Genomic DNA, 23,461 nt, shown 5'->3' with positions numbered 1-23,461 from the left:
CAAATAAAATTACATCAACTTTCCGACAAAGTTTAACAATGTCAGCGACGTAATAATAAATAAGAAAAGTGCCCCAAAAATATTTTTTGGGGCACCTACTTATACCTTTATTTCGTAAACTGCTCTTCTTCCGTAGATCCTTTTAAAGCAGTCGTTGATGAAGTACCGCCCGTAATTACTTGTGCTACTTCATCAAAGTATCCTGTTCCTACTTCGCGTTGATGGCGCGTTGCAGAGTAACCGTATTTCTCTGCTGCGAACTCTGCTTGTTGTAATTCAGAGTACGCTGCCATGCCGCGCTCTTTATAACCACGCGCTAATTCAAACATGCCGTAATTTAATGAATGGAATCCAGCAAGCGTTACGAACTGGAATTTATAACCGTACGATGCAATTTCTTTTTGGAAGCTTGCAATCGTTTTTTCATCTAATTTTTGTTTCCAGTTAAAAGAAGGGGAACAGTTGTAAGCAAGTAGCTTCCCTGGATATTTCTTATGAATTGCGTCCGCAAAGCGTTTTGCATCTTCTAAATTTGGCTCCGACGTTTCACACCAAACGAGATCTGCATACGGCGCATACGCTAAACCACGTGCAATTGCTTGATCAAGACCTGCTTTCGTATGATAAAACCCTTCTGGCGTTCTTTCACCTGTAATAAACTCTTGATCAACTGGATCGATATCGCTCGTAATTAAATCTGCCGCATCTGCATCTGTTCTTGCGACGATAATTGTTGGTACACCCATTACATCCGCAGCAAGACGTGCCGAAATTAAATTACGCACCGCTGTTTGCGTCGGTAATAATACTTTTCCGCCTAAATGCCCGCATTTTTTCTCTGAAGATAATTGGTCTTCAAAGTGCACGCCAGATGCACCCGCTTCAATCATCCCTTTCATTAATTCAAATACGTTTAACTGTCCACCAAACCCAGCTTCAGCATCCGCCACAATTGGGACGAAATAATCCGTATCACCGTTACCTTCCATATGCTGAATTTGATCAGCACGTTGAAGTGTTTGGTTAATTCGTTTTACAACAGCTGGCACACTGTTCGCTGGGTATAAGCTTTGGTCAGGATACATATGTCCAGAAAGGTTCGCATCTGCCGCTACTTGCCAACCGCTTAAATAAATTGCTTTTAATCCAGCCTTCACTTGTTGCATCGCTTGGTTTCCTGTTAATGCCCCAAGTGCATTAATATAATCTTCTGTATGAAGTGATTTCCAAAGCTTCTCTGCACCGCAGCGCGCTAACGTATGTTCAATATCAATCGATCCGCGCAGACGAATTACATCTTCAGCTGTATATGGACGTGTTATCCCTTTCCAGCGCGTATCTAATTCCCAGCTTTCCTGCAATTTATCAATTCTTTCGTTTTTCATATGTTCCATCCCCTTTTCTTGTTTCTTATAAAATTTCATAACCCGGTAATGTTAAAAACGGCATGAACTCGTTATTACGAACAAGGTTTGTAAACAGTTTTGTAGCTTCTTCAAATCTCCCCTTATTAAATGCTTCCTTACCAATCTCTCTTTCTATTTTTGCTAGTTCTTCTTCTTTCAATTCTTCCATTAATTTAAAAGTGATATTACGGCCATCACTTAGCTTTCCACCCTCATGACGAATCCACTGCCATACTTGTGCTCTTGATATTTCTGCTGTTGCTGCATCTTCCATTAAGTTATAAATTGGAGCTGCTCCCCGCCCGCTTAACCAAGATGCAATATATTGAATACCGACGTTAATATTCGTGCGAAGACCACCTTCTGTAATCGTTCCCATCGGTACTTCTAATAAATCCTTTTCTGTTACACGTATTCCTTCACGCTTTCTAAAAATTTGATTTGGCGTTTTCATTATGTGATTAAATACTTCCATTGCAACCGGTACAAGTCCCGGGTGGGCAACCCAAGTCCCATCATGACCGTCTAAAGCTTCGCGCTCCTTATCAGCACGCACTTTCTCGAAAGCTGCCTCATTTGCTTCTGGATCATTTTTAATTGGGATTTGCGCCGCCATCCCTCCGATTGCTGGCGCATTACGACGATGACACGTTTGAATAACTTTCAAAGAATACGCGCGCATAAACGGCGCTGTCATCGTGACTTGCGCTCTATCCGGAAGTAAAAATTCATTATGATTACGGAAGCTCTTTAAGAAACTAAATATATAATCCCATCGTCCGCAGTTTAAACCAGCAGAATGATCTCTTAGTTCATACAAAATTTCATCCATTTCAAATGAAGCGTGAATCGTTTCTATTAACACAGTCGCTTTAATCGTTCCGTTCGGAATACCGATATACTTTTGAGCGAATACGAAAACGTCATTCCATAATCTTGCCTCTAAGTAACTTTCCATTTTCGGTAAGTAAAAGTATGGGCCACTTCCTTTTGCTAAAAGCGTCTTCGCATTATGGAAAAAGTACAAACCAAAATCTACTAAACTGCCAGACATGTTCTTGCCGTCAACTTGCATATGTTTTTCTTCTAAATGCCACCCTCTCGGACGCACAATTAATACAGCTGTTTTACTATTTAAACGATATTCTTTTCCGTTTTCATTTTTATGTGAAATCGTTCCCTTATTCGCATCTCGTAAGTTAATTTGACCTTCGACAGCATTTCTCCAAGTTGGTGCATTCGAATCTTCAAAGTCTGCCATAAAAAGATGTGCTCCTGAATTTAAAGCGTTAATGACCATCTTTCTATCCACCGGCCCAGTAATCTCCACGCGGCGATCCTCTAAATCTTTCGGAAGCTGGGCAATTGTCCAATCCCCTTCACGTATATGCTTTGTTTCTTCTAAAAACGTAGGAAACTCCCCTGCATCAATTCTTTTTTGTTTCTCCACACGCTTTTTTAAAAGTTCCGTGCGGCGTTCATTGAAATTTTCATGCAGTTCCTTTAAAAAACTAAGCGCCTCAGGTGTCAATATTTCGTTGTACGCTGGTAACATTTCTCCGGCCAGTGTAACCCGTGAAGTTTGCGTCGACATATTAGCATCCCCTTCTTAAACTGTATTATAACAGATTTGATTTTATGTTTTATATTATATAACAAATCTTCAGAAAAGGAAGTTTTTTTTGAAAATTTAATCACTTTTTTACAAAACTGTATTCTTCCACCGGCATTACACATAAAAAAGAAGCCAGTGTTATACAACACCGGCTCCTTTTTTATTATTTATTCAAACATTGAGTTAAATAAGAACTGTGCATATTGTTCACGTGTTACTTTCATGTTCGGAGCGAAGTTACCCTTTCCATCTCCTACTGAAATACCATTTGAACCTACTGCATTAATCGCATTTTCTGCCCAATGTCCCTTTGGTACATCTTTAAATCCTGCTGGTCCTTGTACCTGTAACCCAAATGCTTTCGTAAGAACTTGCGCCATTTCTGCACGTGTTAACGTAGCTTTTGGTCTGAAGTTTCCATTCTCGTCACCTGTAAAGATACCTAATTCTGTTACTGCTAAAACTTCAAAAGGAAACATCGTTGAGTTGTCATCAACAATATCATTATACGGGCTTTCTAATACCTCATCTTCACCAAATTGTTCATCAAGATCTAGTGCGCGATAAATTAAAGCGGCTACTTGTTCACGATTTACGTTATGTCCAAAACCGAACACACCATTTCCGTAACCAAGCATAATTTCATGTTCTGCTAAAGTTTGAATTGCTTCATAAGACCAATGTCCTGCTGGTACATCTTTAAATGTAACAGGAGCAGCTTGTTGTTTCACAGCTACTTCAGCATTTGCTGTAGTACCTTGTCCGCTTAATCCAATTCCACCCATAATTGTTAAAGCTGTTGCTACTTTTAAAATCTTTTTCTTCACTGTATTCTCTCCCTAAAAAAAACATATTTTTTCTAATATAAAGAATTTATGGAAAAGTAACAATACACTTATCCATATAATATTTGTCTAATTTGTGAACTGTATTTCACATACTTATCTTTATACTTAATTAACAATAAAGTTACTAAACCGTACTTTTTCCTCATAAAAAGTAACTATAATTAACCTGTTTTTTCCATAAATACTAACCACCGAACTATGAACAGCAGAATAAATATACAGATAAACAATTTAAAATAAGAAAAAAGCGCGTAATTTCCGCGCTTTTTTTAAAGGAATATGATATATTAATATAATTTTATTTTTCTTGTACTATATTTTTAAAAACTTCCGTTTCATGTTATTCATCTTTCAAATTAAAATTAATAATAGCTTTATATAAAAATGTTGCATATTGCTCACGTGTTACAATTTTATGAGGTTCAAACTTTCCATTTCCTGTTCCTACTATGACATTATTAGATTGCAAGGCACTAATTGCATTTTTCGCCCAGTAATTATTTGGTACATCTTTAAATGTATGCTGTTGCTTCACTTCAAAGGAATATGTCTGTGTAAGAACTTGCGCTACTTCTGCACGTGTTATTGTTTCTCTAGGTCTAAAGTTCCCCTTCTCATCACCTTTAAAAATACCGCGTTCTGTTAATGCTAAAATTTCATTTGGAAACATTGTTGATCTTTCAGAAATATCATTATACGGATTTTTTAACGGTCCTTCATGTTTTATATTAAGTGCGCGATATAGTACTGCGGCCACTTGTTCACGTGTTACGTTATCACCTACACCAAACTTTCCATTTCCATAACCTAGCATAATTTTATTATATGCCGCATCTAGAATATAATCATATGCCCAATGGTTTACTGGGACATCGTCAAATACAATCATTTCAGGATATTCTTCTGCCTTTATGTTAGGAACATTTGCACTTACCAATAATCCACCCATAATAGTCGCTGCCGCCATTATACGGAACATTTTTTTCTTCATAGTCCTCGCTCCTTCATTTCCACTTTATTAAAAGTGGAACATAATAGACTAAATTCTTTCCCCATATTACATATGCTGTATTTGCAAGCCCTATGTAATATATTGCATTTTTAACATCTATTATTTTGAAGATTACTAGGAGAGCCAATTCGCTCTCAATTCCAATTGGTATTCTGAATTGCATGCAAATCATTTGAAAAAATATTCTTATCTTTGCGCTCTAGTTTCCCTGTTTGATTTTCAAAAAGGATAAACAAAAGCTTTTGCAAAGATGTTATATATACAATATTCTACTATCTACTAATCAAGTCCTTCACTTATAAAAATTTCACTTTATAGACAAAAAAAGCGCAAATATCATATTTGCGCTTTTTTCGAGCTTCATAGATTAATCGTTTGCGTAGAATCTATGAAGTGCATTATTTAAGAACTTCGCATACTGTTCACGGGTTACAAGTTTTTAAATAAACCATTACCCGTTTCAACTATAGCTTTATTAGACTGTAAGGCGCTAATCAAATCTTTAGCCCAATGATTTTCTGATATGTCATTTCACTTTTCATACAAAAGGTACAAATATGATCTATTTGCACTTTTACTACATAATAATGTAGCTCTTATTTATTCCATTTTCCCTGGCGAATTATCGATTGCCTTTTTTAAGGATTTCGCAAATTGTCCGCGTGTTACAAGCATTTCAGGTTCAAATTTCCCAGCGCCTGTTCCTGCTACAACGTTATTAGATTGCAGCGCACTAATCGCATCTCTTGCCCAATAATCCTCTGATACGTCTGTAAATGTATGATGTCGTTTTGCTTTCAGATTATATGCTTTTACCAAAATTTGCGCTAGTTCCGCACGAGTTAACGTATCTTTTGGACGGAAGTTCTGATTTTCGTCTCCTTTAAAAATACCGATCTTTGTTAAGTGTAAAATTTCATAAGGAAACATTGTTGATTTCCCGTCAATATCTCCATATGGATTTTCAATATGTACATTTCGTTTCAAATCTAGTGCGCGATACAGTACTGCTGCTGCTTGTTCACGGGTTACATTATCTTCTACACCAAATTTCCCATTTCCGTAGCCATACATAATCCGGTAATATACTAAATTCATAATTTCATTATAAGCCCAATGATCATTTGCTAAATCATCAAATATCAGCATAATATCAGGTGGAGGTGGAGATTGTTGAATTCCATCTGTATTTGCTGAAACAATATTACCGCTAACAAATATCCCCCCTATTAAAGTTAATGATGTCGCTATCTTTAATAACTTTTTCATCTCTCTCATCCGCCTCTTCCTTTATTTTCCTACTTTTATATTGTACAAAAAATAAGAAAATTCTCAATACGATAGGAGGTAATTTTTCACACTTCATAATACGTATTTTCTTTTACCACTACCTTTTCATCCCTCGTTTTTCGAAAAGTAAACGCCATTCCTACAAATATAAGAATAATCCCTACAATTTGCATACTAGTCGGTCTAAAGCCGGTAAAGATCGTATCTAACAAAATTGCAACAGCAGGATCTAAAAACACTAATACAGAAATAAGTCTCGTCGGTAAATCTCTTAAACTGTCAAAAAACAAGTAATATACAAACCCAGTATGTATAAGACCTGTCGCTGTGATCATCATCCAGTTCATCTCTGTTAATCCTTGAAATTTCCCGAAATCTACGAATGGTAGCAATAAAAATATGCCTAAAAACGTTTGTAAAAAGGTCATCGCATATGCGCTCGTATGCTGAATCCCCTTTCCTAGTAACGTGGTAAAAGCATAAAATAAAGCCGCAAGAAGTGCCCACACCATTCCAGATGACATTAATTTCTCAAGCGACATACTACCGTCCACTCCAGCTACTAACACTGTGCCGATAAAGCAAATAACAATGGACATAACAGCAAATACTGTAAGTCTCTCTTTAAATAGGATACTACCGATCATTAATACGATAATTGGCGCGAGATGATACACTGAAATCGCAATTGTAATCGACATGAGTTCAAACGCTTTAAATAAAAACACCCAGTTAAAAACGAGAAATACGCCACATGCTAATATTTGCACAATTTCTTTTTTATTCCATTTCTCATTTTTATATTGTCCTGTTGCAAACCAACATAGCGTTAAAAATAAAGTCGCACAAATACAACGAATAAATACTAATTCAAAAGATGGTAAACCCGTTTGGACAGAAAAAAATCCAATCGATCCGAAAATAGACATCGAAAGGATCATTTTTATAGCCGGCATTGATTTTGAATGAAACAATTTTCTCCTCCCCCTACAATCATCTCTTTATAAACTAAAAATTCTAAAAACATTATATATATCATTATATATCACAATTGAAAAACTGTAAAAAAATAGAATGTAAAAAGTAGAGTTCACACCAAATTTTCATAATAAAAAAATCATCCTTTATTTCTTATAAAGGATGATTTTTTTGCTATTTATTCAGAGGAATTTCACTATATATAAACTTAAATATACTATTTTTGAAGAGTAAATTGTGAAACAATCTGCTTTAATCCTCCTGCTACGCTATGCAGATGCTCAATTGAAACTGAGATTTCTTGAACTGATTTTTCTTGCTGATGAATAGACTCTTTTACCCTATCAGTTCGATCAGATGATCTTTGGGAAATTTGAGCCATGTCTTCTGCAGAAGCAGAAATCTCCTCACTACTCGCTGCAATTTCATCTGTAGACATAGATACAGTTTGAATTTGATTAGATACTTGCTGCACTTTTTCAGTGATTTTTCCAAATACTTTTTCTGTATTCATCACTACTTGTGTACCTGCCTGTACCTCATTATCTACTTTCCCCATCATGTCTACCGTATGGTTCGTTGTTCCCATAACTTGAATAATAAGTTTCTCAATTTGTTTTGCAGAATCACTAGATTGTTCTGCTAATTTTCTTACTTCATCTGCCACAATTGCAAATCCTCTACCACTTTCTCCAGCACGTGCAGCCTCAATTGCGGCATTTAATGCTAATAAGTTAATCTGAGAGGTAATACCTTGCATAACATCAATGATTTTAACAATTTCTTCTGATTGTTCTTTCATAGTCTCTACTTGTTTCACACCGCTATGTACTGAATTTTGGATTGTATCCATCTGTTGAATCATTTGTTTCATTAATTTGTTACCACTCTCTGCATCTAATGCTGATTGAGCAGACAATTCATTTACAGAGGATGATGTATTCACTATGCTCTGCATTCCTTGTGTCAACTCTTCCATCGCACCCGCAGTTTGTTCCATTGCTTGCATTTGGCTCTCTGCGCCATTGGCAACTTCTTCAATATCCATAGTGATTTTCTTTGCTGCACCGCTAGATACTTCTGATGCAGATACTACTCCGTCTGCATGTTGGAATAAAAGCTGAATATTATTCTCTACTTCTTGCATATTTGTTCTTAGCCCTGCAATCATCTCGTTAAAATCACTTACTAATATACCTAATTCATCTTTAGCATTATAATCACCATGTACAGTTAAATCTCCCTCTTTTGCTCTTTCCATCATACGACTAACCGTTTGTAAAGGAGCAACTATAAGTTTGCTAATAATATAACTTACTATACATATAATGATTGTAGTAACTACTGCAAGAATGATAAAGGTAATAACGGACCGATCTATCATTTTTTGAGAATCTGTAAATACTTGGTCAGCTAAATTTGAAACATACTCTTCTAAATCTACAGCATAAGCAGCTAACTCTACTCCCTTCGGTTTTAAGTCCTTTTGAAATTCGTTTACCATTTGAGATTCATTTGTTCCCTTTGCTTTGTCAAACAACTTCTTATATGTCTCCATATAACTTGGCAAAGATTTCTTCATCTTCTGAAACAGCTCATCCTCTTGCTTACTTAAATTAACGCCATCATCATATTCTTTTAATAAAGAATCATATTTTTTAAGATCCTTTTCAACATTACCAATAATCCCTTCTTTATTTGTCCCCTCATTTTGTGACGTTGTAATTAATTCTAGTAAGTTATATTCTAGTGAATTTTGTGTACGAAGCATTCCTTCTAATAAAACTGCAGAATTTTGATAATCATCTACTACAACCTCTGTATCGCGCTTAATCTTATTAATAGAATTAATTGCTACACAACTCATAATTGCCATGCCCAAAACTGCTAATGAGATAAGTAAGAATAATTTATGTTTCACTTTTAAATTTTGTAAAAAATACATATTTCCACCTTTATTCCTTTATATATAGATTTTTAGAATTTTATAGCTTATTATTTACAAAATCACAATAAAAAGCAATGATAAATATTCCCAATACCAAACTTATATTTCTATAAAAAAGAAGTAGCATAATCGCTACTTCTTGTTTTTTTGTTTTTCATATTGTTCAAATGTATGAATTCTTTCAAAAATTGGCGGATGTGTGTATAAGAAAAATTTCACTAACGCAGGTGGATTTACTTGGCTTAAACTTGTTTTTGATAAGTATTGAAAAGTTTTCACACCTGAATTTCCATCTTTCGTCATATCTAAAGCGTATTGATCTGCCGCTCGTTCTTCTATACGAGAAACGTAGTTTGTTGCTGGTTGTGACGCAAAGGATAGTACAGAAGAAATTAAGAAAAATAAAGGTAAAATCGAGAAACATGCCATTTTGGAAATTTGCAGCGTATCTCCCCATTTTCGAATACACATATTTAAAATACGACTAATTAAATACATACCTATAAACGATATGAAAATATAACTCGCAACGCCCCAATATATATGTTTCATTACGTAATGTCCCATTTCATGGGCCATAATAAATAAAATCTCTTTATCTTTTAATTGCTGAAGTGTTGTATCCCACATTACAATACGAAGGTTTTTTCCAATTCCTGTTACATATGCATTTAACGCATTCGTTTTTTCCGACATATTTACTTCATATACATGTTCAGATGGAATATCAGCTTTATCTGCGATCGCTAAAATTTTCGTTTCTAATTCCTTATTTTTCAGCGTTGAAAAATCATTATAAAGTGGATCAATTACAACAGGTTGCACGAACGTTAAAAAGATTGTAAATGGTACAGAGAGCGCCCATCCTGCTAGCCACCATCTCTTCGGGAATTTACGGATGAGCCATAACAAAACCGTAACAATGAGTAACATAGTCGCATAGTTCACCCAAAAATCGATGACATGATCTTTTATCCAGCTTTGTGTGCTTTGCGTAGATATTCCGTAATCAACGGACACTTTACGCCCGATCCATTGCATCGGTAATGCAAGAACTGTTGTTAGTAGTGATAAATAAAAGAAATAAATCGCAACTTGTAAGACATTTATTTTGGTCGTTTCCTTCGACCATTTCTCAAACTTTTTTGAAATACCGAGCACGAGTACAAATAATAAAATAATCCATTCAAGAGGCGTCGCTAAAAAGAACAGTAAATTTTTCACACGCGAATAATCTTGACTTAGCGTAAGCTCCCTCGCATTCATAAAGGTTTCTGGATCTGCACTCGTCCCTTTATACATGTCCGGAATGAGTTCATGATTCCATCCAAATAAATACCAATATATAAGTAACGCAAACCCAACGTACAAAAAAAGCGACCACCCAATAACTTTCCTCACGCTATTCCCTCCTCTATGCTGCCTGTCTATTATTATTGTAAGTTCGTACTTTCAAAATTAGAACAAGCTGATTGTGATAATTGTTCTAGCTCGTTCAATTTACATAAAAAAACTCTTCTATTACAAGAAGAGTTTCACCGGCTCATAATCTGGTATAAGAAATGTACTTACAAACCAGTGCCTTTTACATATCGTATATATTCATAGTTCTTAAAATCCTTCTTAAGGAAGTACATCTATTAACAAACTAAAATCTTGCAAAGAAAAAGAACTATATTTCATAATACCTTGTACAGTTAGAAGTAAAATAAGACCCATCACACACATATAATTAATACTTTCTTCATGCTTTTTCTCAGCAACTACTCCGCCCGTTATGCATAAAATCCCTAATAAATGGAGCGCTAAATACATAAAAAAGTAAGCTTCCTCCCAGCGAAGAACAACATTTACTGTCGTAATCAATACTAAACTCAGTACAATCAAATAAAAAAACTTATTTGACGATATTGTTTCATTCATATAATTTTATACATCCCTTTCAAATTTCGAATTAATGATGATTTAGTTTTCATAAAGTGAAACTTTAATCAGTGGGGTTTTGTTCATCCCCACTGATTATTAGTTGAACCAATCGGGCATTTATGGACAGTTAATCTCCCACCTAACTTCTTTGCTCCAGTCGAATTTTGAGGTGGGAGTTTTACTGCCCGTTAATGCGGGATAAAATAAAAGTCCCCATCACTTTCTCAAACATTTTATGAGCCCTAACATAATTCACTTCATTTTTTACATACTGTCTGAAGATGCGCTTCATCATTTCTTCTATAATAAAGCTGACTATTATTAATGTCCCTAACACGATAAAAAGAAAAATAATATTTCCTGTATCATTATTGATGGAAAAGTACTTATATCTAATAGAAGTACAATAATCTATCATTTCCTTCAATATTTTCTCAAACGTCTTCTCTACCTTATTTATCTCCTATTATACTTGAAAAGCTCTTCTCCCTCTCCGCATATATAACAGGCACTTCTTTACTCCAATATTTGCGATTCACAAATAAAAAGATGAGCACTAAGTTTAATCCTGTCATAAAAATAATTAATCCTGGAAAGAATGTCGTATAGTTCGAAAAATCGGCAAAACTCATTATCTTTTCTCTACTTACTAAAAAAGAAGAACTAAGCACAAACGCATTGTTTAACATATGAATAGCAATTGGCATGAGTAAGCTTTTCGTACGAATATATACAATTGATAGTACGATGCTAAACACAACTGCACCAAGGAAATCAACATGTAAGCAAGCAAATAAAAGTGCTACAACGACCATTGCTATACTAGTACCCCATTTTGCTGCAAAACGCTGCAGTAAAAACCCTCGAAAAACAAACTCTCCGACAATAGGCGCGATAAATACAACCCTAATAAATTGAAATACATATCCCCCGGTACTATCTATAATCGGTTCATGCAAGGCATTCATAATAAAATCTGGTGTAATCCATGCAAAGCTGTACATATATAAAATAAGATAGCCGTAACTAAACATACAAAGCATAATCGCGATGTACAAAACTTGCACTAGGTTAAATGTTTCGTTTCTATTAATAAATAATGAAAATGAAACACGATGCTTTCTATATCCGTAAAAAAGCCATATTATTGGAAGGATATAAAATATAAGCATATTTATAAAAGATGAATTCTGTATATGAAATGTATTTTCTAGCACTTCATTACTACTTCGTGCTATTAAAATTAGTAATGCAAATACAATTAAAAAATATCTAGCTCGCATCGTTTGAAACGGATTCACATTCATCTCCTCCCCATGTTACTTTTATCATATCATTTGAATCTTAATTTTTTGTGAAAGAAAACCTTAAAATTTCCTTAAAAATTCCATAAGTTACAAAAAGATGATATGATATTCGAGGAAATTAGGAGGGATTCATATGTATCACGCAAATATTCTACTCATTGATGATGAAACAGCAATTTTACAATTACTAACTACCATTCTTGAAAAAGAAGGTTTTTCTCATATTACAACTGCAACATCTGCGGAAATAGCCTTATCTCTCACCGAGCAAAACAATTACGATTTAATTATTTTAGATGTAATGCTTCCTGGACAATCCGGTTTTGACATTTGTCCAATCATTCGCCAAAAAACGGATTGCCCTATCTTCTTCCTAACAGCAAAAACATCTGATGTAGATAAAATTTCCGGATTTTCATACGGTGCGGATGATTACATTACGAAACCATTTAATCCACTAGAAGTAGTCGCTCGTATGAAAGCTCAACTCCGAAGACATATGAAACAAAACATACAAGAACAAAGAATATACTCCTTTTCTTTTGGGAGATTTGAAATTGATCAACATTCTGCGGAACTAACAGTAGATGGAAACGTTGTCGAATGTTCCGCTCAACTCTTTCAACTACTACTATTCTTTTGTGAGAATCCGAACTACGTATTTTCGAAGGAAGAATTATATGAAAAAGTTTGGGGAGCACCTGCCTATAATGGAGATGATAATACTGTTATGGTTCACATTCGAAAACTACGTGAAAAAATTGAACAAGATCCAAGTAAACCAGAATACATAAAAACAGTTCGTGGACTTGGCTATAAGTTCATTACAAAGTAGGTTAAAGATATGAATTTTAATAAACGACTTATAATCCAGTTTATTTTACAACACGTTTTTGTCTTAGTTACGTTACTTATCGCAGTAATTGCTTCTTTTTCTTATTTAATTTTTCTTCTTAATAGTACTTTATATGAACCTAATATTTCTGATTATGATACCTTTACAATCTCCGAATATATTTCTTCTGAAGACAATAACATTACTTTAAAATCTGAGGTAAAAGATTTAATAACAGAAAAGAGTGATTGGCTTCAAATTGTAGATGAAGATGGAAAGGTCCTTTACAACTTTAATACGCCTAACGATGTTCCGACCTCTTACACAAAGACATCCTTACTTACGTATTTACAGAATAGTAACAACAATATTTATAAATTTAACTATTGGGAAATTAAATTAGAAAAGAAACCAGTGATCGTTATTTACGGTGCCAAACTAAAAAGTAATGCATTACTAAAAACGATACAACAAGGACACCCTTCTTTATCATTAAATGAATTTGCATTAACTGAACAAGAAAAACAATTACTTTCTAAAGAAAAAGCAACACTGCAAATATTTAATAACAATGGCGAAGAAGTTTTTTCCTATCCAACTGGGAAGAAAAAAACATTTTCGGCTATAAAAACAGCTCTTAATGAAAAAGAACCGTGGAATTATAAAGAAAATACATCTAGTTTTTACGATTCAAATAGCGGTCATCTCGTCGTTGTATCCGCCCCAAACGCTCATTATTATCCAGATGATGAATTAGATGATATATTTACCAAGAAACTTCTAATCGGATGCAGCTTAATCCTCCTTATTGTGTTTGCTTATTTAGTCATTCTTTCAATTTGGTATGGAAATAAGTTTGGAAAGCCTTTATTACACACGATGCGCTGGCTTAAAAACATAGCCGGAGGAAAATATGAAGAACCTGTTAGTAAAAAAGGCAAACCTGTTCGGTTTCGGCGCTCCGGTAAAGAAAAATGGTCGTTCCGCATATTTAAAGATGTTACAAACTCACTAGAGCACCTTTCTATTACTTTGAAAAAGAACGATGCAATGAGAAAAGTACTGCAACAAACACGTGAAGAGTGGATTACTGGCCTGACGCATGATCTAAAAACACCGCTTAGCTCTATATACGGCTATGCATTATTACTAGAATCGAAGCAATATAATTGGACGGATCAAGACATTCAACAATTTGGCCATGTAATGAAAGAAAAATCTCAATATATGACTACATTAATTGACGACTTAAGCTTAACATATCAATTAAAAAATGATACTCTTCCTGCGCAACACGTAAATGTTGAAATTAATCAGTTCGTCCGAAAAGTACTATTACAATTTATTAATAACCCGACACTACAAAATCAAAACATTGAATTCGTGCCAAGTTCAAGCAAAATCCAATATTTTATTGAAGAAAAATGGTTCCAACGTATTATCGAAAACCTACTCGCAAACGCTGTAAAACATAATAATGAAACGACAAACGTAATCGTAAAACTTTCGCAAAATGCAAATTCATTTACACTATCTATTTCAGATAATGGAAAAGGTATGGATGATAAAACGAAAGAACTTCTATTCGAGCGATATTACAGAGGAACGAATACAGAAGAAAGCAACATCGGAACTGGACTTGGTCTCGCCATTACAAAGCAGCTCGTTCATGCCCATAACGGAACGATTTTCATTGATAGTGAACTTGGAAAAGGAACGACGATTATACTTGTGTTTCCGTTTAGTTCGTAGGAAAAGGTGCTTTTATAAAGCACCTTTCTCTTTTCGGAGCAGCGCGCTAGTAAATGAAATTATATCGACTTAACTATAAAATACAACAATAGTAGCAACCTATTAATAAAAGAAGACCGTCCAAAAATACCTTTTGAACGGTCTTTCTTTCTATTATTTCTTCTTCACCGGTATCCAAAGTTCAATTTGAGCGAACTCACTTTTATCTGCATGGGAACGTTCATCGTATAGCTCAAACTCATTAACGCCGCAATGTTCGTAGCCTGAATGCGGGAACCATTCTGAGAATACTGCATTCCACGTTTGGTGAATTGACGATACCATTTCTTCATGAGGAACTTTCGGCGTTGTAAATACTGCATATGTCGCCGCTGGGAATGTACGCTTTGCAACTGCATTTGGTACATTTTCAAAGTCTGTAACTTCCATTCCGATAATATAAGTGAAGTCCCCTGTTTCTAAATTAAAATCAGTACATAATCCAAGTTCTACCCATTGGCTCGTATCTTTACGATTCGGAATCGTCGTTCCAAGATCTTTTTGTAAATATTCTTGCCAAAATGCTGGAATGTCTTGATGGTTTTTTCCTTCTTTACTTGTCGTCTTCAGCTCATAACCCGCCATTAAAAATTCTGGTTTATTTACAATACGATATTCCATTTGTATGCCCCCTAAATATGGATTTAATTTTCTTTGCTTTACATTCACTCTATAATACATTGGTGTTTCAATTTCTTGTTTTCGATATTCACTTGGTGTCATTTGAAATAATTTTTTAAAGGCTCTCGTGAACGTTTCATGAGATTGAAAGCCATGCTCAAATGCGATATCAATAACTTTTTCATCCGTATGAGAAAGTTGATAAGCTGCCCGGGCTAACCTCCTCTTTCGAACATACTCCATTACTGTATCGCCTACTAACGCCTGGAATACACGATGAAAATGCGACTCAGAAAAACCTGCAACACGTGCTAAATTACGCAGCGTTTGTTTTTCCATTACATCTTCCTCAATATAATCAATTGACCTTTGAATTTGTGTTTCATAGCTTTCCATCTCTGTTCACCCGCCTTATATGTATTATGATAAAAGAGAATCCTATCCAATTCTTGACGTTTTTTACTATAATTTCGTAAAAATTGTAACTTTTTTATATGTATTTCGTTGTTATGTATGAAGGGAGGGAATTGTAGTGAAACGCAAACAATCATTAGAAGAAATTTACTCAGAGCATATGCAAGATTTATTTCGCTATCTTCTCTCCCTAACCGGAGATTCTCATAGTGCTGAAGATCTCATGCAAGAAACATTTTACCGAATGCTCGTCCATATTGACTATTATAAAGGAGAAGAAATTAGGCCGTGGTTATTTACAATCGCCTACAACGCCTTTATCGATTGGTACCGAAAAGAAAAGAAGTATAAAACAACGCAAATTAAAGAATTCCACTTACCAAACGTGCCAAGTACAGAACACTCTTATTTCGTAAAACATGAGATTGCTAGTTGGTTACAAAGTATATCCTCTCTTCCGCTCGAAAGACGAAATGTGTTACTACTACGAGATTACTACGGATTCTCTTATAAGGAAATAGCAGAAATGACTGGTCTCTCGTTAGCAAAAGTAAAAATTGAATTACACCGAGGACGAAAAGAAACGAAAAGCATAAAGGAGTGATACAGATGGGTTGTGCAGAGTTTAAAAAACTGTGGACGAAATACGAAAAAGGAACGCTCACACATGACGAACAAGAACAGTTAGAAAGTCATATAGAAACTTGTGCAGAATGTGAAGCTCATTTAGATGAATTGCTTGCGAAGAGTGAACCCGTAAAGAAAAAATTACCGCCCAAAGATCTTAAAGTTCCTTTTTGGAGAATTAAGTGGAAACATCGGTTACAAACGTTTGGTTTTATATTATCCATTTGCATCGTTATATATATAATCGGCGGGGTATTATCAGCCTTTTATTTTCAAGCTAATAATGATAAAAGGCTAGAAGAAATTAGAGAAGTTCCTTCGCTTGCACTTGAAGCAACTATCCCAAATAGCCGTGTTATGGGGGGCGGAACAAGTGTAGAAGCTTTTTTCCGTACGAACAGCAGCTTCGATTTAGTAAGAACCGTCGGTAAAAAAGAAATGCCACTCGGTACAGTGGAAACAAAAAGCTTCTTATCATCTGTAGATGTCACGAAACAAACTTGGATGAATCCGTTCTATCAACCAAAACTCTTCTTTGTTCATCCCAAAACAAAGCAGGGTGATTATTTAAAGGATTCCTCAAAAAAAGTATGGGATACACTTGCAAAAGTACATGATGGAACCGTTGCAGAAGTAGCAATTTCTTTTGATAAAACTTACACTTTAAAAGAATTAGAACCGCTTTTATATAGCATATTCGAAGCACAAGAACTCCCTCCAACTCCTGTATGGTACGCTTTAGATACAGGACAAGAAAGAAAAAATGTAGATGACTATATCTTACATGGCGGAGAAGCTATAGGATTTCCAGAACATGTAAGATTTCTAGATAGTAACGCAGACAAGTACAAAACGCCAGAAGATCAAGTAATCGAAATGATGCGCGTCCTTTCTATCCATAAAAAAACGGTAAGTAAAATAGCAGCACTTCCTGAGAAAGAACTAAACTTAGATAAACGTTATAAATATGTAAAAGATAACGGCGTAAAAGTATACGGCATTGTCATTACTGGGCCGTCGAAAGAATTATTAAAATTACAAAACTCCCCGCACGTACGTTATGCGACTCTTGGAGATATTGAGGTTTGGAATTGGTTTGATTAGTGAAAATGAAAAGGTTGTGTAGAAAATAGCAGCTATTTTCTACACAACCTTTTTAATAATTTAAAACCTATATTTCACTAACAGAATCCGTGAATAAAGCGTGGAATACGTTAACTTCCCCCATACGTAAACATTCCGTTTCTATATCAGGAATTGCAGTTCTAGCAACCTCTCGCTCTACTCTTACAAACCCTTTTGTAGTCATTAGTTTCTCAAATTCACAAATGGTATCCATTTCTACATCGATTGTTTCAAAAGTCCATTCCCTTACATCTTCATCATACGTTGTTTTTAATACATAGTAATAATAATATTTATCAAGTAAGCTAACAAAAACCCCTAAATCAAGGCGCTCGCCTCTTGATTTTCTTATCCAATCAATATCATCATTTAACATCGGTTCTTTTCCATTTAGTAACACATTATATTCTAGACAATTATATAGGTTTAAATCTGTATAGTCTGACACGTGATAATCACAAAATGTTGACTCGATTAAAGAGAAAATTTCCTTTTGAGAGCTTTCGTTTTTTATAAAACTCTCTTTCAAGTCTACAAACTTTTTATGTTCTTTGGACTCCTCGTACAATCCTTCTTCTTTCACAATATTTTTCGGAAAGAATTTGTAAACTGTTTCTTTTAATTCATTCATCATTTCAGGTTTTGCCGTTTTAATCATTCTGTAAATCCTCCTATGCTAAAAAGAATTCTCACCGCAATAAAGAATCATACCCTAAATATGTTATTAATTAACAAATAAATTATATTAAAATAAGCAATATGATTCAATTCTGTTTTTTTAAAATTTTTCTGTTATAATGGCTTATTCCGAACATTATGTTTATCATAATATAAAAATTACAACAAAAAACGACAAAAACCTTTAAATTACCTTAAAAAATATAACAATCCATATATAAAGAACGAAAGATTCTAAAGCGATTATTGAAAAATATATTATTTTTTTCACATTAAAAATTAGTACTTTTTTCACAAATTATTTTTGATGGAAAACTTTATAAAATTTATTTTTTACTATAAAAGGTATTTCTCTGGTAAAATATTATAGTCTCGTAAAAATGTAACACATTTCCATACGAACAACCCTTTAAAGCGAAAAGGTGTCATCATAATTGATGACACCTTTTCCTATTACAAATAAACTAATTAGAAATCACTTTCACATACATCCCTCTTATCGCCTTTTCATAAGCGATATCGCTCATCTGTCTTATTTTTTCCGATACAACAGACGATCGAACAACTTCACCTTCACGAAGTAATGGAGGATCAATAAGACGCACTTTATTTTTCTGATGTAGATCATACTCATTTCTATCTTCTTTTACTTCTATACTTGGATGAACTTTTCTTAATAAAGCATCTACTTCTTGATCTTTACATAGCCGCAATTTCGTAATAAGCTCATGATCTTCAAGAAGAAAATCATCTGGATGGATTATCTTTTTATGAAGAGCTAATTTTAACGTCTTAGCTAACATATCGTTTCCATAAATATTCATTGGTTTCATAAAGAAATCAATTACTTCTTTGTAATACGTCTTCGTAAACCATTCTGCAATTTCAATATTTTGAAGAACCATTTTCCCATCTACTTCGATTAAGTCCTCTAAAAAACTATGAACTTCTTCTAAAGAAATATATCCATATGTAAACATATCCCGTAATGTGTAATCCACTCGGTCTGCACATAATTCTGGCGCAGATCTTTCAAGTAATGTCCACTTCGAATCATCTAACAAAATATCTTCATAGTTATAACCATGTTTTGAAAGAATCGCCGGGATTTCCGAGTTTTTCACGACAGCACTAAATATTTCTTCATGATAACTTTCATTTTCGTTATCAAAAACGTAATCGATCACATGGGAAAAAACAGTATGCGATACATCATGCAGTAAAGCAGCAATCTGTTCTTCTACTGAACCACCAAGCTTTTTAATTAACAACATAGCACCAACTGAATGATCAAAGCGCGTTACATTCCATTTCTCATTCATTAAGTAACTTGCTCCGGCTTGATGAACCCCTTTCAGCCTTTGCACAGGTTTACTTAAAATTAATTCTTCTAACACTTTATCTACTTTAAACTCACCGTATATGACATCTAATATGATCACTTAAAATCCCCCTTTTCAAGCAGAGCCTTCTTATAGTATCTCTTTTTCCAAGTAGAGTAAATACGGACATTCCGCTCTTATATATCTATAATTAAAAATATATTGATTTTACGTTTATTTTTAATTATATTATAAATGTCTGTTATTTGTTTTAATTCATTTATTATACTTTTATTGAGCGCTCCTTATATGGAGCCTTTTTTTATTAGAAAAATAGAGAGCACTCAGCTCTCTATTTCGTAACCCTATTCAAACGTAACTTCCACCTGCACAATCTCGGATCTACTTCCCAGTCTAAGCGGTGGTCCCCAGAATCCAAACCCAGAAGAAACAATCGCGTGGAATGCACCTTTTTGTGCGTATCCCCAGTCTAGTTCGTACATTCTTCTCGTTACAATATGATTCGGCGCCATTTGTCCGCGATGCGTGTGACCGGATAATAATAAATCAACGCCGGCGTCCGCTGCTTGTTTTAATTCAAATGGTTGGTGATCCATTGCGATAACAGGAATCGATTTATCTACCGTACTCATTAGATTTTCAAAGCTTTGACGATCACGCTCTGTTTTATCCCTTCTTCCGACGAGATAAAAATCATCTTCAATTGTAATGACTTCATCTAAAAGAATACGAATATCAATCTTATCCATCTCTTGTAAAAACTCAGGAACAGCTCGGCCGTAATATTCATGGTTTCCTAACACACCATATACGCCTAATGGAGCTTTCATCTGTTTCATGATTGGTCCCATATTTTTTTGAATGAACACACCTGGATGATCATCGATAATATCACCCGGCAGTAAAATAATATCGGGTTTCATTTCATTTACATGACGAACGAGTCTCTTTAAATGAGCAACTCCAGACAGTTTACCGAAATGCATATCAGAGGCCATCGCAATGCGTAAACTTTTACGCCCTTCTACTTTTTTCGGTATGTGCACTTCGTACTTTCTTACTACTGGACTATATGCGTTAAATACTCCATACGCAAAAATAAAGATGAACGCAAGTAACACGGCCGATCCTGTCCAAACAATTGCCGTCTCTTTCTCCATTGAAAACTGTAGAAGGAAAACTGTAATATCGGCTAACGGCAATAACATAAGCGCGTATTGTATAACCGCAAACCAAATTGAGCCGACCGTTCGCAGGAAAGGAAGGAATTTAAACACTTGTACGAGAATGTACGCATATGAAATAAATCCGACTATGAAAGCGTAATATCCCCAAGATTCCCAGCCGAACACCGTACTGAGCCAAACCCATCCGTTCCAGCCGATGTAAAACATGAGTAGTGTGTATACAATTAAAATAGTGAATATATTGAGATAACGAAAATTTTTCACTGCTAGCCTCCTTATTGATTTCTTCTATTATATCTTGTTATGCACGTTTAACGTAAATATTAAGCACATCAATCTTCACAATAAAAACATTGATAAACACATCGTTTTAAAGTTTTTAGGAACGGCTGTAATGGGCATTTTAGAATCTTACGTGTTGGATGAAATTGACATTGATGTTGCGTTTATTGCGACGCAGGTTGGGGAATTGATGAGGCGGAATATATAAAAATCAGACATTCACGCAAACAAAGAAAAGCCGCACCTATAAATACTCATATAGGTGTGGCTTTTCACTATTAAATAACAAAATCCTCTGGAATAAACACTTTCACTTCTCTCGGATGTACGTATACAAACTCACCTGTTTGAATGCCTAGCTGTCTAAACTGTTCTTTACTAATTTCTGCTTCTAGATACTCATCTGTTCCGTCGCGCTTCAATTCTACATATACGACAGGGCCAACTGCATGAGAGTATGTTACTTTCGCAGGGATGGCATCTATACTTTGTTTCGTACGATCGATTGATAGGTGATGTGGTCTTACGTATCCCACTCCGTCTACGTTTGAAACGTGCTTATGCTCTGGTGCTTCTAGTTCCACCGATCCTACATTTAGTTTACCTTTATGAACGCGGCCGTGAAATAAATTCACGTTTCCTAAAAAGTCGTATACGAACGGACTTGCTGGTTTTTCATATACTTCTTCCGGTGTTCCCATTTGTTCAATACGTCCTTCATTCATTACAACGATGCGGTCCGCAACGTCTAACGCTTCTTCTTGGTCATGCGTTACGAATACGCTCGTAATTTGAAATTCGTCATGTAGTTTCCGGAGCCATCTTCGCAATTCTTTCCGTACTTTTGCATCAAGTGCACCGAACGGTTCATCTAACAATAAAATTTTCGGTTCGACTGCAAGTGCCCGGGCTAGTGCGATACGTTGGCGTTGTCCGCCAGATAATTGCGCTGGATAACGTTTTGCGAAACCATCCATTTTTACCAGTTTCAATAGTTCTGTTACTTTTTCTTTTATTACTTCAGCTGAAGGTCGTAAGTTTTTCTTTCTTACTTTTAAACCGAAAGCGACATTTTCAAATACATTCATATGTTTAAAAAGTGCATAGTGCTGGAAGACGAAACCGACTTGCCTGTTTTTTACGTGAATATCAGTTAAATCTTCTCCATCAAATGAAATGGAGCCTCCATCCGCTTCTTCTAGTCCTGCAATAATTCGTAATAACGTCGTCTTCCCAGAACCTGATGGGCCTAATAAGGCAACAAGTTCTCCTTTTGGAATATCCAAATGAATGTCTGTCAGCGCTTGAAATGTACCATATTGTTTTGATACATTTTGAATTTGAATACTCACCGCACTCACTCCTTATTGTCGTTTTTCCATTCTCCATTCAATCCAGTTTTTTATAACGAGCGTAAAAACTGCGATGAGTGACATTAAAGTCGCCACAGCGAACGCTGCTGAAAATTGATATTCATTGTACAAAATTTCAATGTGAAGTGGCATTGTATTTGTCATGCCGCGCACGTGACCAGATACAACGGAAACGGCGCCGAATTCACCAATGGCCCGGGCATTACATAAAATCATGCCGTATAAAAGGCCCCATTTTATATTAGGTAATGTGACGTGCCAAAACATTTTCCAGCCGCTTGCGCCAAGTGATAGAGCCGCTTCTTCTTCACTCTTTCCTTGCGCCTGCATAACCGGGATTAATTCACGCGCAACGAACGGAAACGTAACAAATATCGTCGCAATGATAATGCCAGGAACAGAGAAGATGAGCTTTATCCCGTGTTCCATTAACCATCCGCCAAGATTCGCACGAGGTGTGAAAAGTAAAACGAATACTAATCCTGCGATAACTGGTGATACAGCAAACGGCAGTTCAATAAGAGATAATAATACTTGCTTTCCTTTAAACTGAAACTTCGTAATAAGCCAAGCAGCTGCTATTCCGAATACCGTATTCAGCGGCACAACAATTAAAGCAACGAGAAGCGTTAACCTGATTGCCAAAAATGCTTCTTGATCTGTTACAGCGGCAATATATACATCAATTCCTCGTTCGAATGCTTTCATAAAAATTGTCACGAGCGGCAGTAATAGAAAGAGAGATAAAAATAAAATTGTTATCGTAATGAATAAAATTGGTACAAACTTAGAGTCTTTTTTAACTGATACGCTTTTTACTATTTTCTTTTCTAATAATGTTGGTTCCATTTTCTC

Annotated in this window: 22 protein-coding genes and 2 pseudogenes; 5 read left to right on the top strand and 19 right to left on the bottom strand. The window is 35.1% G+C overall.

What is annotated here, in order from left to right; all coding sequences use genetic code 11:
• Positions 1–107 precede the first annotated feature (107 nt).
• The 13 genes and pseudogenes from aceA to AC1DS7_RS06195 all read right to left on the bottom strand — a co-directional run bounded on the left by aceA (position 108) and on the right by AC1DS7_RS06195 (position 12,324).
• Positions 108–1,385, bottom strand: coding sequence for an isocitrate lyase (aceA, locus tag AC1DS7_RS06255; RefSeq protein WP_002140795.1), 1,278 nt, complete (start codon positions 1,383–1,385; stop codon positions 108–110).
• Between the two features lie 25 nt (positions 1,386–1,410).
• Entirely contained in the window at positions 1,411–3,000 is a 1,590-nt protein-coding gene (aceB, locus tag AC1DS7_RS06250; protein WP_098635490.1) for a malate synthase A, read from the bottom strand.
• Positions 3,001–3,188: 188 nt separating this feature from the next.
• On the bottom strand, positions 3,189–3,848 hold the full coding sequence (locus tag AC1DS7_RS06245) for an S-layer homology domain-containing protein (RefSeq protein ID WP_098635489.1): 660 nt from the start codon (positions 3,846–3,848) through the stop codon (positions 3,189–3,191).
• A 361-nt stretch (positions 3,849–4,209) separates the two neighbouring features.
• The gene (locus AC1DS7_RS06240; RefSeq protein ID WP_215588818.1) at positions 4,210–4,860 is read right to left on the bottom strand and encodes an S-layer homology domain-containing protein; all 651 of its coding nucleotides are present in this window, start codon (positions 4,858–4,860) and stop codon (positions 4,210–4,212) included.
• 388 nt (positions 4,861–5,248) lie between these two features.
• A pseudogene (locus AC1DS7_RS06235) lies at positions 5,249–5,409 on the bottom strand (S-layer homology domain-containing protein); the annotation flags it as partial.
• A gap of 72 nt (positions 5,410–5,481) precedes the next feature.
• On the bottom strand, positions 5,482–6,159 hold the full coding sequence (locus tag AC1DS7_RS06230; protein WP_476998849.1) for an S-layer homology domain-containing protein: 678 nt from the start codon (positions 6,157–6,159) through the stop codon (positions 5,482–5,484).
• A 77-nt stretch (positions 6,160–6,236) separates the two neighbouring features.
• A complete protein-coding gene (locus AC1DS7_RS06225) occupies positions 6,237–7,145 on the bottom strand; it encodes a DMT family transporter (protein ID WP_429690656.1) in 909 nt (302 codons plus the stop codon).
• A 221-nt stretch (positions 7,146–7,366) separates the two neighbouring features.
• Positions 7,367–8,158, bottom strand: coding sequence for a methyl-accepting chemotaxis protein (locus AC1DS7_RS06220; RefSeq protein ID WP_407707571.1), 792 nt, complete (start codon positions 8,156–8,158; stop codon positions 7,367–7,369).
• 156 nt (positions 8,159–8,314) lie between these two features.
• Positions 8,315–9,094: pseudogene (locus AC1DS7_RS06215) on the bottom strand (MCP four helix bundle domain-containing protein); the annotation flags it as partial.
• Between the two features lie 135 nt (positions 9,095–9,229).
• A complete protein-coding gene (locus AC1DS7_RS06210; protein ID WP_215588815.1) occupies positions 9,230–10,498 on the bottom strand; it encodes a M48 family metallopeptidase in 1,269 nt (422 codons plus the stop codon).
• A 222-nt stretch (positions 10,499–10,720) separates the two neighbouring features.
• Complete coding sequence (locus tag AC1DS7_RS06205) at positions 10,721–11,020, bottom strand: hypothetical protein (protein WP_001006056.1); 300 nt, start codon at positions 11,018–11,020, stop codon at positions 10,721–10,723.
• A 181-nt stretch (positions 11,021–11,201) separates the two neighbouring features.
• A complete protein-coding gene (locus AC1DS7_RS06200) occupies positions 11,202–11,441 on the bottom strand; it encodes a malate synthase (RefSeq protein WP_113769179.1) in 240 nt (79 codons plus the stop codon).
• Positions 11,442–11,475: 34 nt separating this feature from the next.
• Complete coding sequence (locus AC1DS7_RS06195) at positions 11,476–12,324, bottom strand: lysostaphin resistance A-like protein (RefSeq protein WP_476998848.1); 849 nt, start codon at positions 12,322–12,324, stop codon at positions 11,476–11,478.
• 139 nt (positions 12,325–12,463) lie between these two features.
• Between AC1DS7_RS06195 and AC1DS7_RS06190 the strand changes: the two genes are divergently transcribed.
• Complete coding sequence (locus AC1DS7_RS06190) at positions 12,464–13,165, top strand: response regulator transcription factor (protein ID WP_002064182.1); 702 nt, start codon at positions 12,464–12,466, stop codon at positions 13,163–13,165.
• A gap of 9 nt (positions 13,166–13,174) precedes the next feature.
• Positions 13,175–14,917, top strand: coding sequence for an ATP-binding response regulator (locus tag AC1DS7_RS06185; protein ID WP_002064181.1), 1,743 nt, complete (start codon positions 13,175–13,177; stop codon positions 14,915–14,917).
• 153 nt (positions 14,918–15,070) lie between these two features.
• Here the strand turns inward: AC1DS7_RS06185 and AC1DS7_RS06180 are convergent, their stop codons facing one another.
• Complete coding sequence (locus AC1DS7_RS06180) at positions 15,071–15,973, bottom strand: AraC family transcriptional regulator (protein ID WP_002030329.1); 903 nt, start codon at positions 15,971–15,973, stop codon at positions 15,071–15,073.
• A 136-nt stretch (positions 15,974–16,109) separates the two neighbouring features.
• Between AC1DS7_RS06180 and AC1DS7_RS06175 the strand changes: the two genes are divergently transcribed.
• Both AC1DS7_RS06175 and AC1DS7_RS06170 read left to right on the top strand, forming a co-directional pair.
• Entirely contained in the window at positions 16,110–16,595 is a 486-nt protein-coding gene (locus AC1DS7_RS06175) for an RNA polymerase sigma factor (protein WP_016119792.1), read from the top strand.
• A gap of 5 nt (positions 16,596–16,600) precedes the next feature.
• On the top strand, positions 16,601–17,722 hold the full coding sequence (locus AC1DS7_RS06170) for an anti-sigma factor (protein WP_002140777.1): 1,122 nt from the start codon (positions 16,601–16,603) through the stop codon (positions 17,720–17,722).
• A gap of 67 nt (positions 17,723–17,789) precedes the next feature.
• On the opposite strand, the gene AC1DS7_RS06165 is transcribed toward AC1DS7_RS06170, so the two are convergent.
• The 3 genes from AC1DS7_RS06165 to AC1DS7_RS06155 form a co-directional block, all read right to left on the bottom strand.
• A complete protein-coding gene (locus AC1DS7_RS06165; RefSeq protein ID WP_429685572.1) occupies positions 17,790–18,401 on the bottom strand; it encodes a hypothetical protein in 612 nt (203 codons plus the stop codon).
• Positions 18,402–18,885: 484 nt separating this feature from the next.
• The gene (locus AC1DS7_RS06160; RefSeq protein WP_215588812.1) at positions 18,886–19,863 is read right to left on the bottom strand and encodes an HD domain-containing protein; all 978 of its coding nucleotides are present in this window, start codon (positions 19,861–19,863) and stop codon (positions 18,886–18,888) included.
• 245 nt (positions 19,864–20,108) lie between these two features.
• Positions 20,109–21,215 (bottom strand): metallophosphoesterase, encoded by a 1,107-nt coding sequence (locus tag AC1DS7_RS06155; RefSeq protein WP_215584677.1) that lies wholly within the window; start codon positions 21,213–21,215, stop codon positions 20,109–20,111.
• 34 nt (positions 21,216–21,249) lie between these two features.
• On the opposite strand from AC1DS7_RS06155, the gene AC1DS7_RS06150 reads away from it, so the two are divergent.
• Positions 21,250–21,441 carry a hypothetical protein gene (locus AC1DS7_RS06150; RefSeq protein ID WP_044741124.1) on the top strand — a complete coding sequence of 64 codons (192 nt, stop codon included), beginning with the start codon at positions 21,250–21,252 and terminating at the stop codon, positions 21,439–21,441.
• 70 nt (positions 21,442–21,511) lie between these two features.
• Here AC1DS7_RS06150 and AC1DS7_RS06145 read toward each other — a convergent pair whose 3' ends face one another.
• Together AC1DS7_RS06145 and cysW are read right to left on the bottom strand one after the other, a co-directional pair.
• Entirely contained in the window at positions 21,512–22,585 is a 1,074-nt protein-coding gene (locus tag AC1DS7_RS06145) for a sulfate/molybdate ABC transporter ATP-binding protein (protein WP_002125843.1), read from the bottom strand.
• A 12-nt stretch (positions 22,586–22,597) separates the two neighbouring features.
• Positions 22,598–23,455 (bottom strand): sulfate ABC transporter permease subunit CysW, encoded by an 858-nt coding sequence (cysW, locus tag AC1DS7_RS06140; RefSeq protein ID WP_476998847.1) that lies wholly within the window; start codon positions 23,453–23,455, stop codon positions 22,598–22,600.
• Positions 23,456–23,461: the final 6 nt, after the last annotated feature.

It is taken from the genome of Bacillus sp. P4_E1 (assembly GCF_056401715.1).
This window is presented reverse-complemented; position numbering and strand designations above follow the sequence as displayed.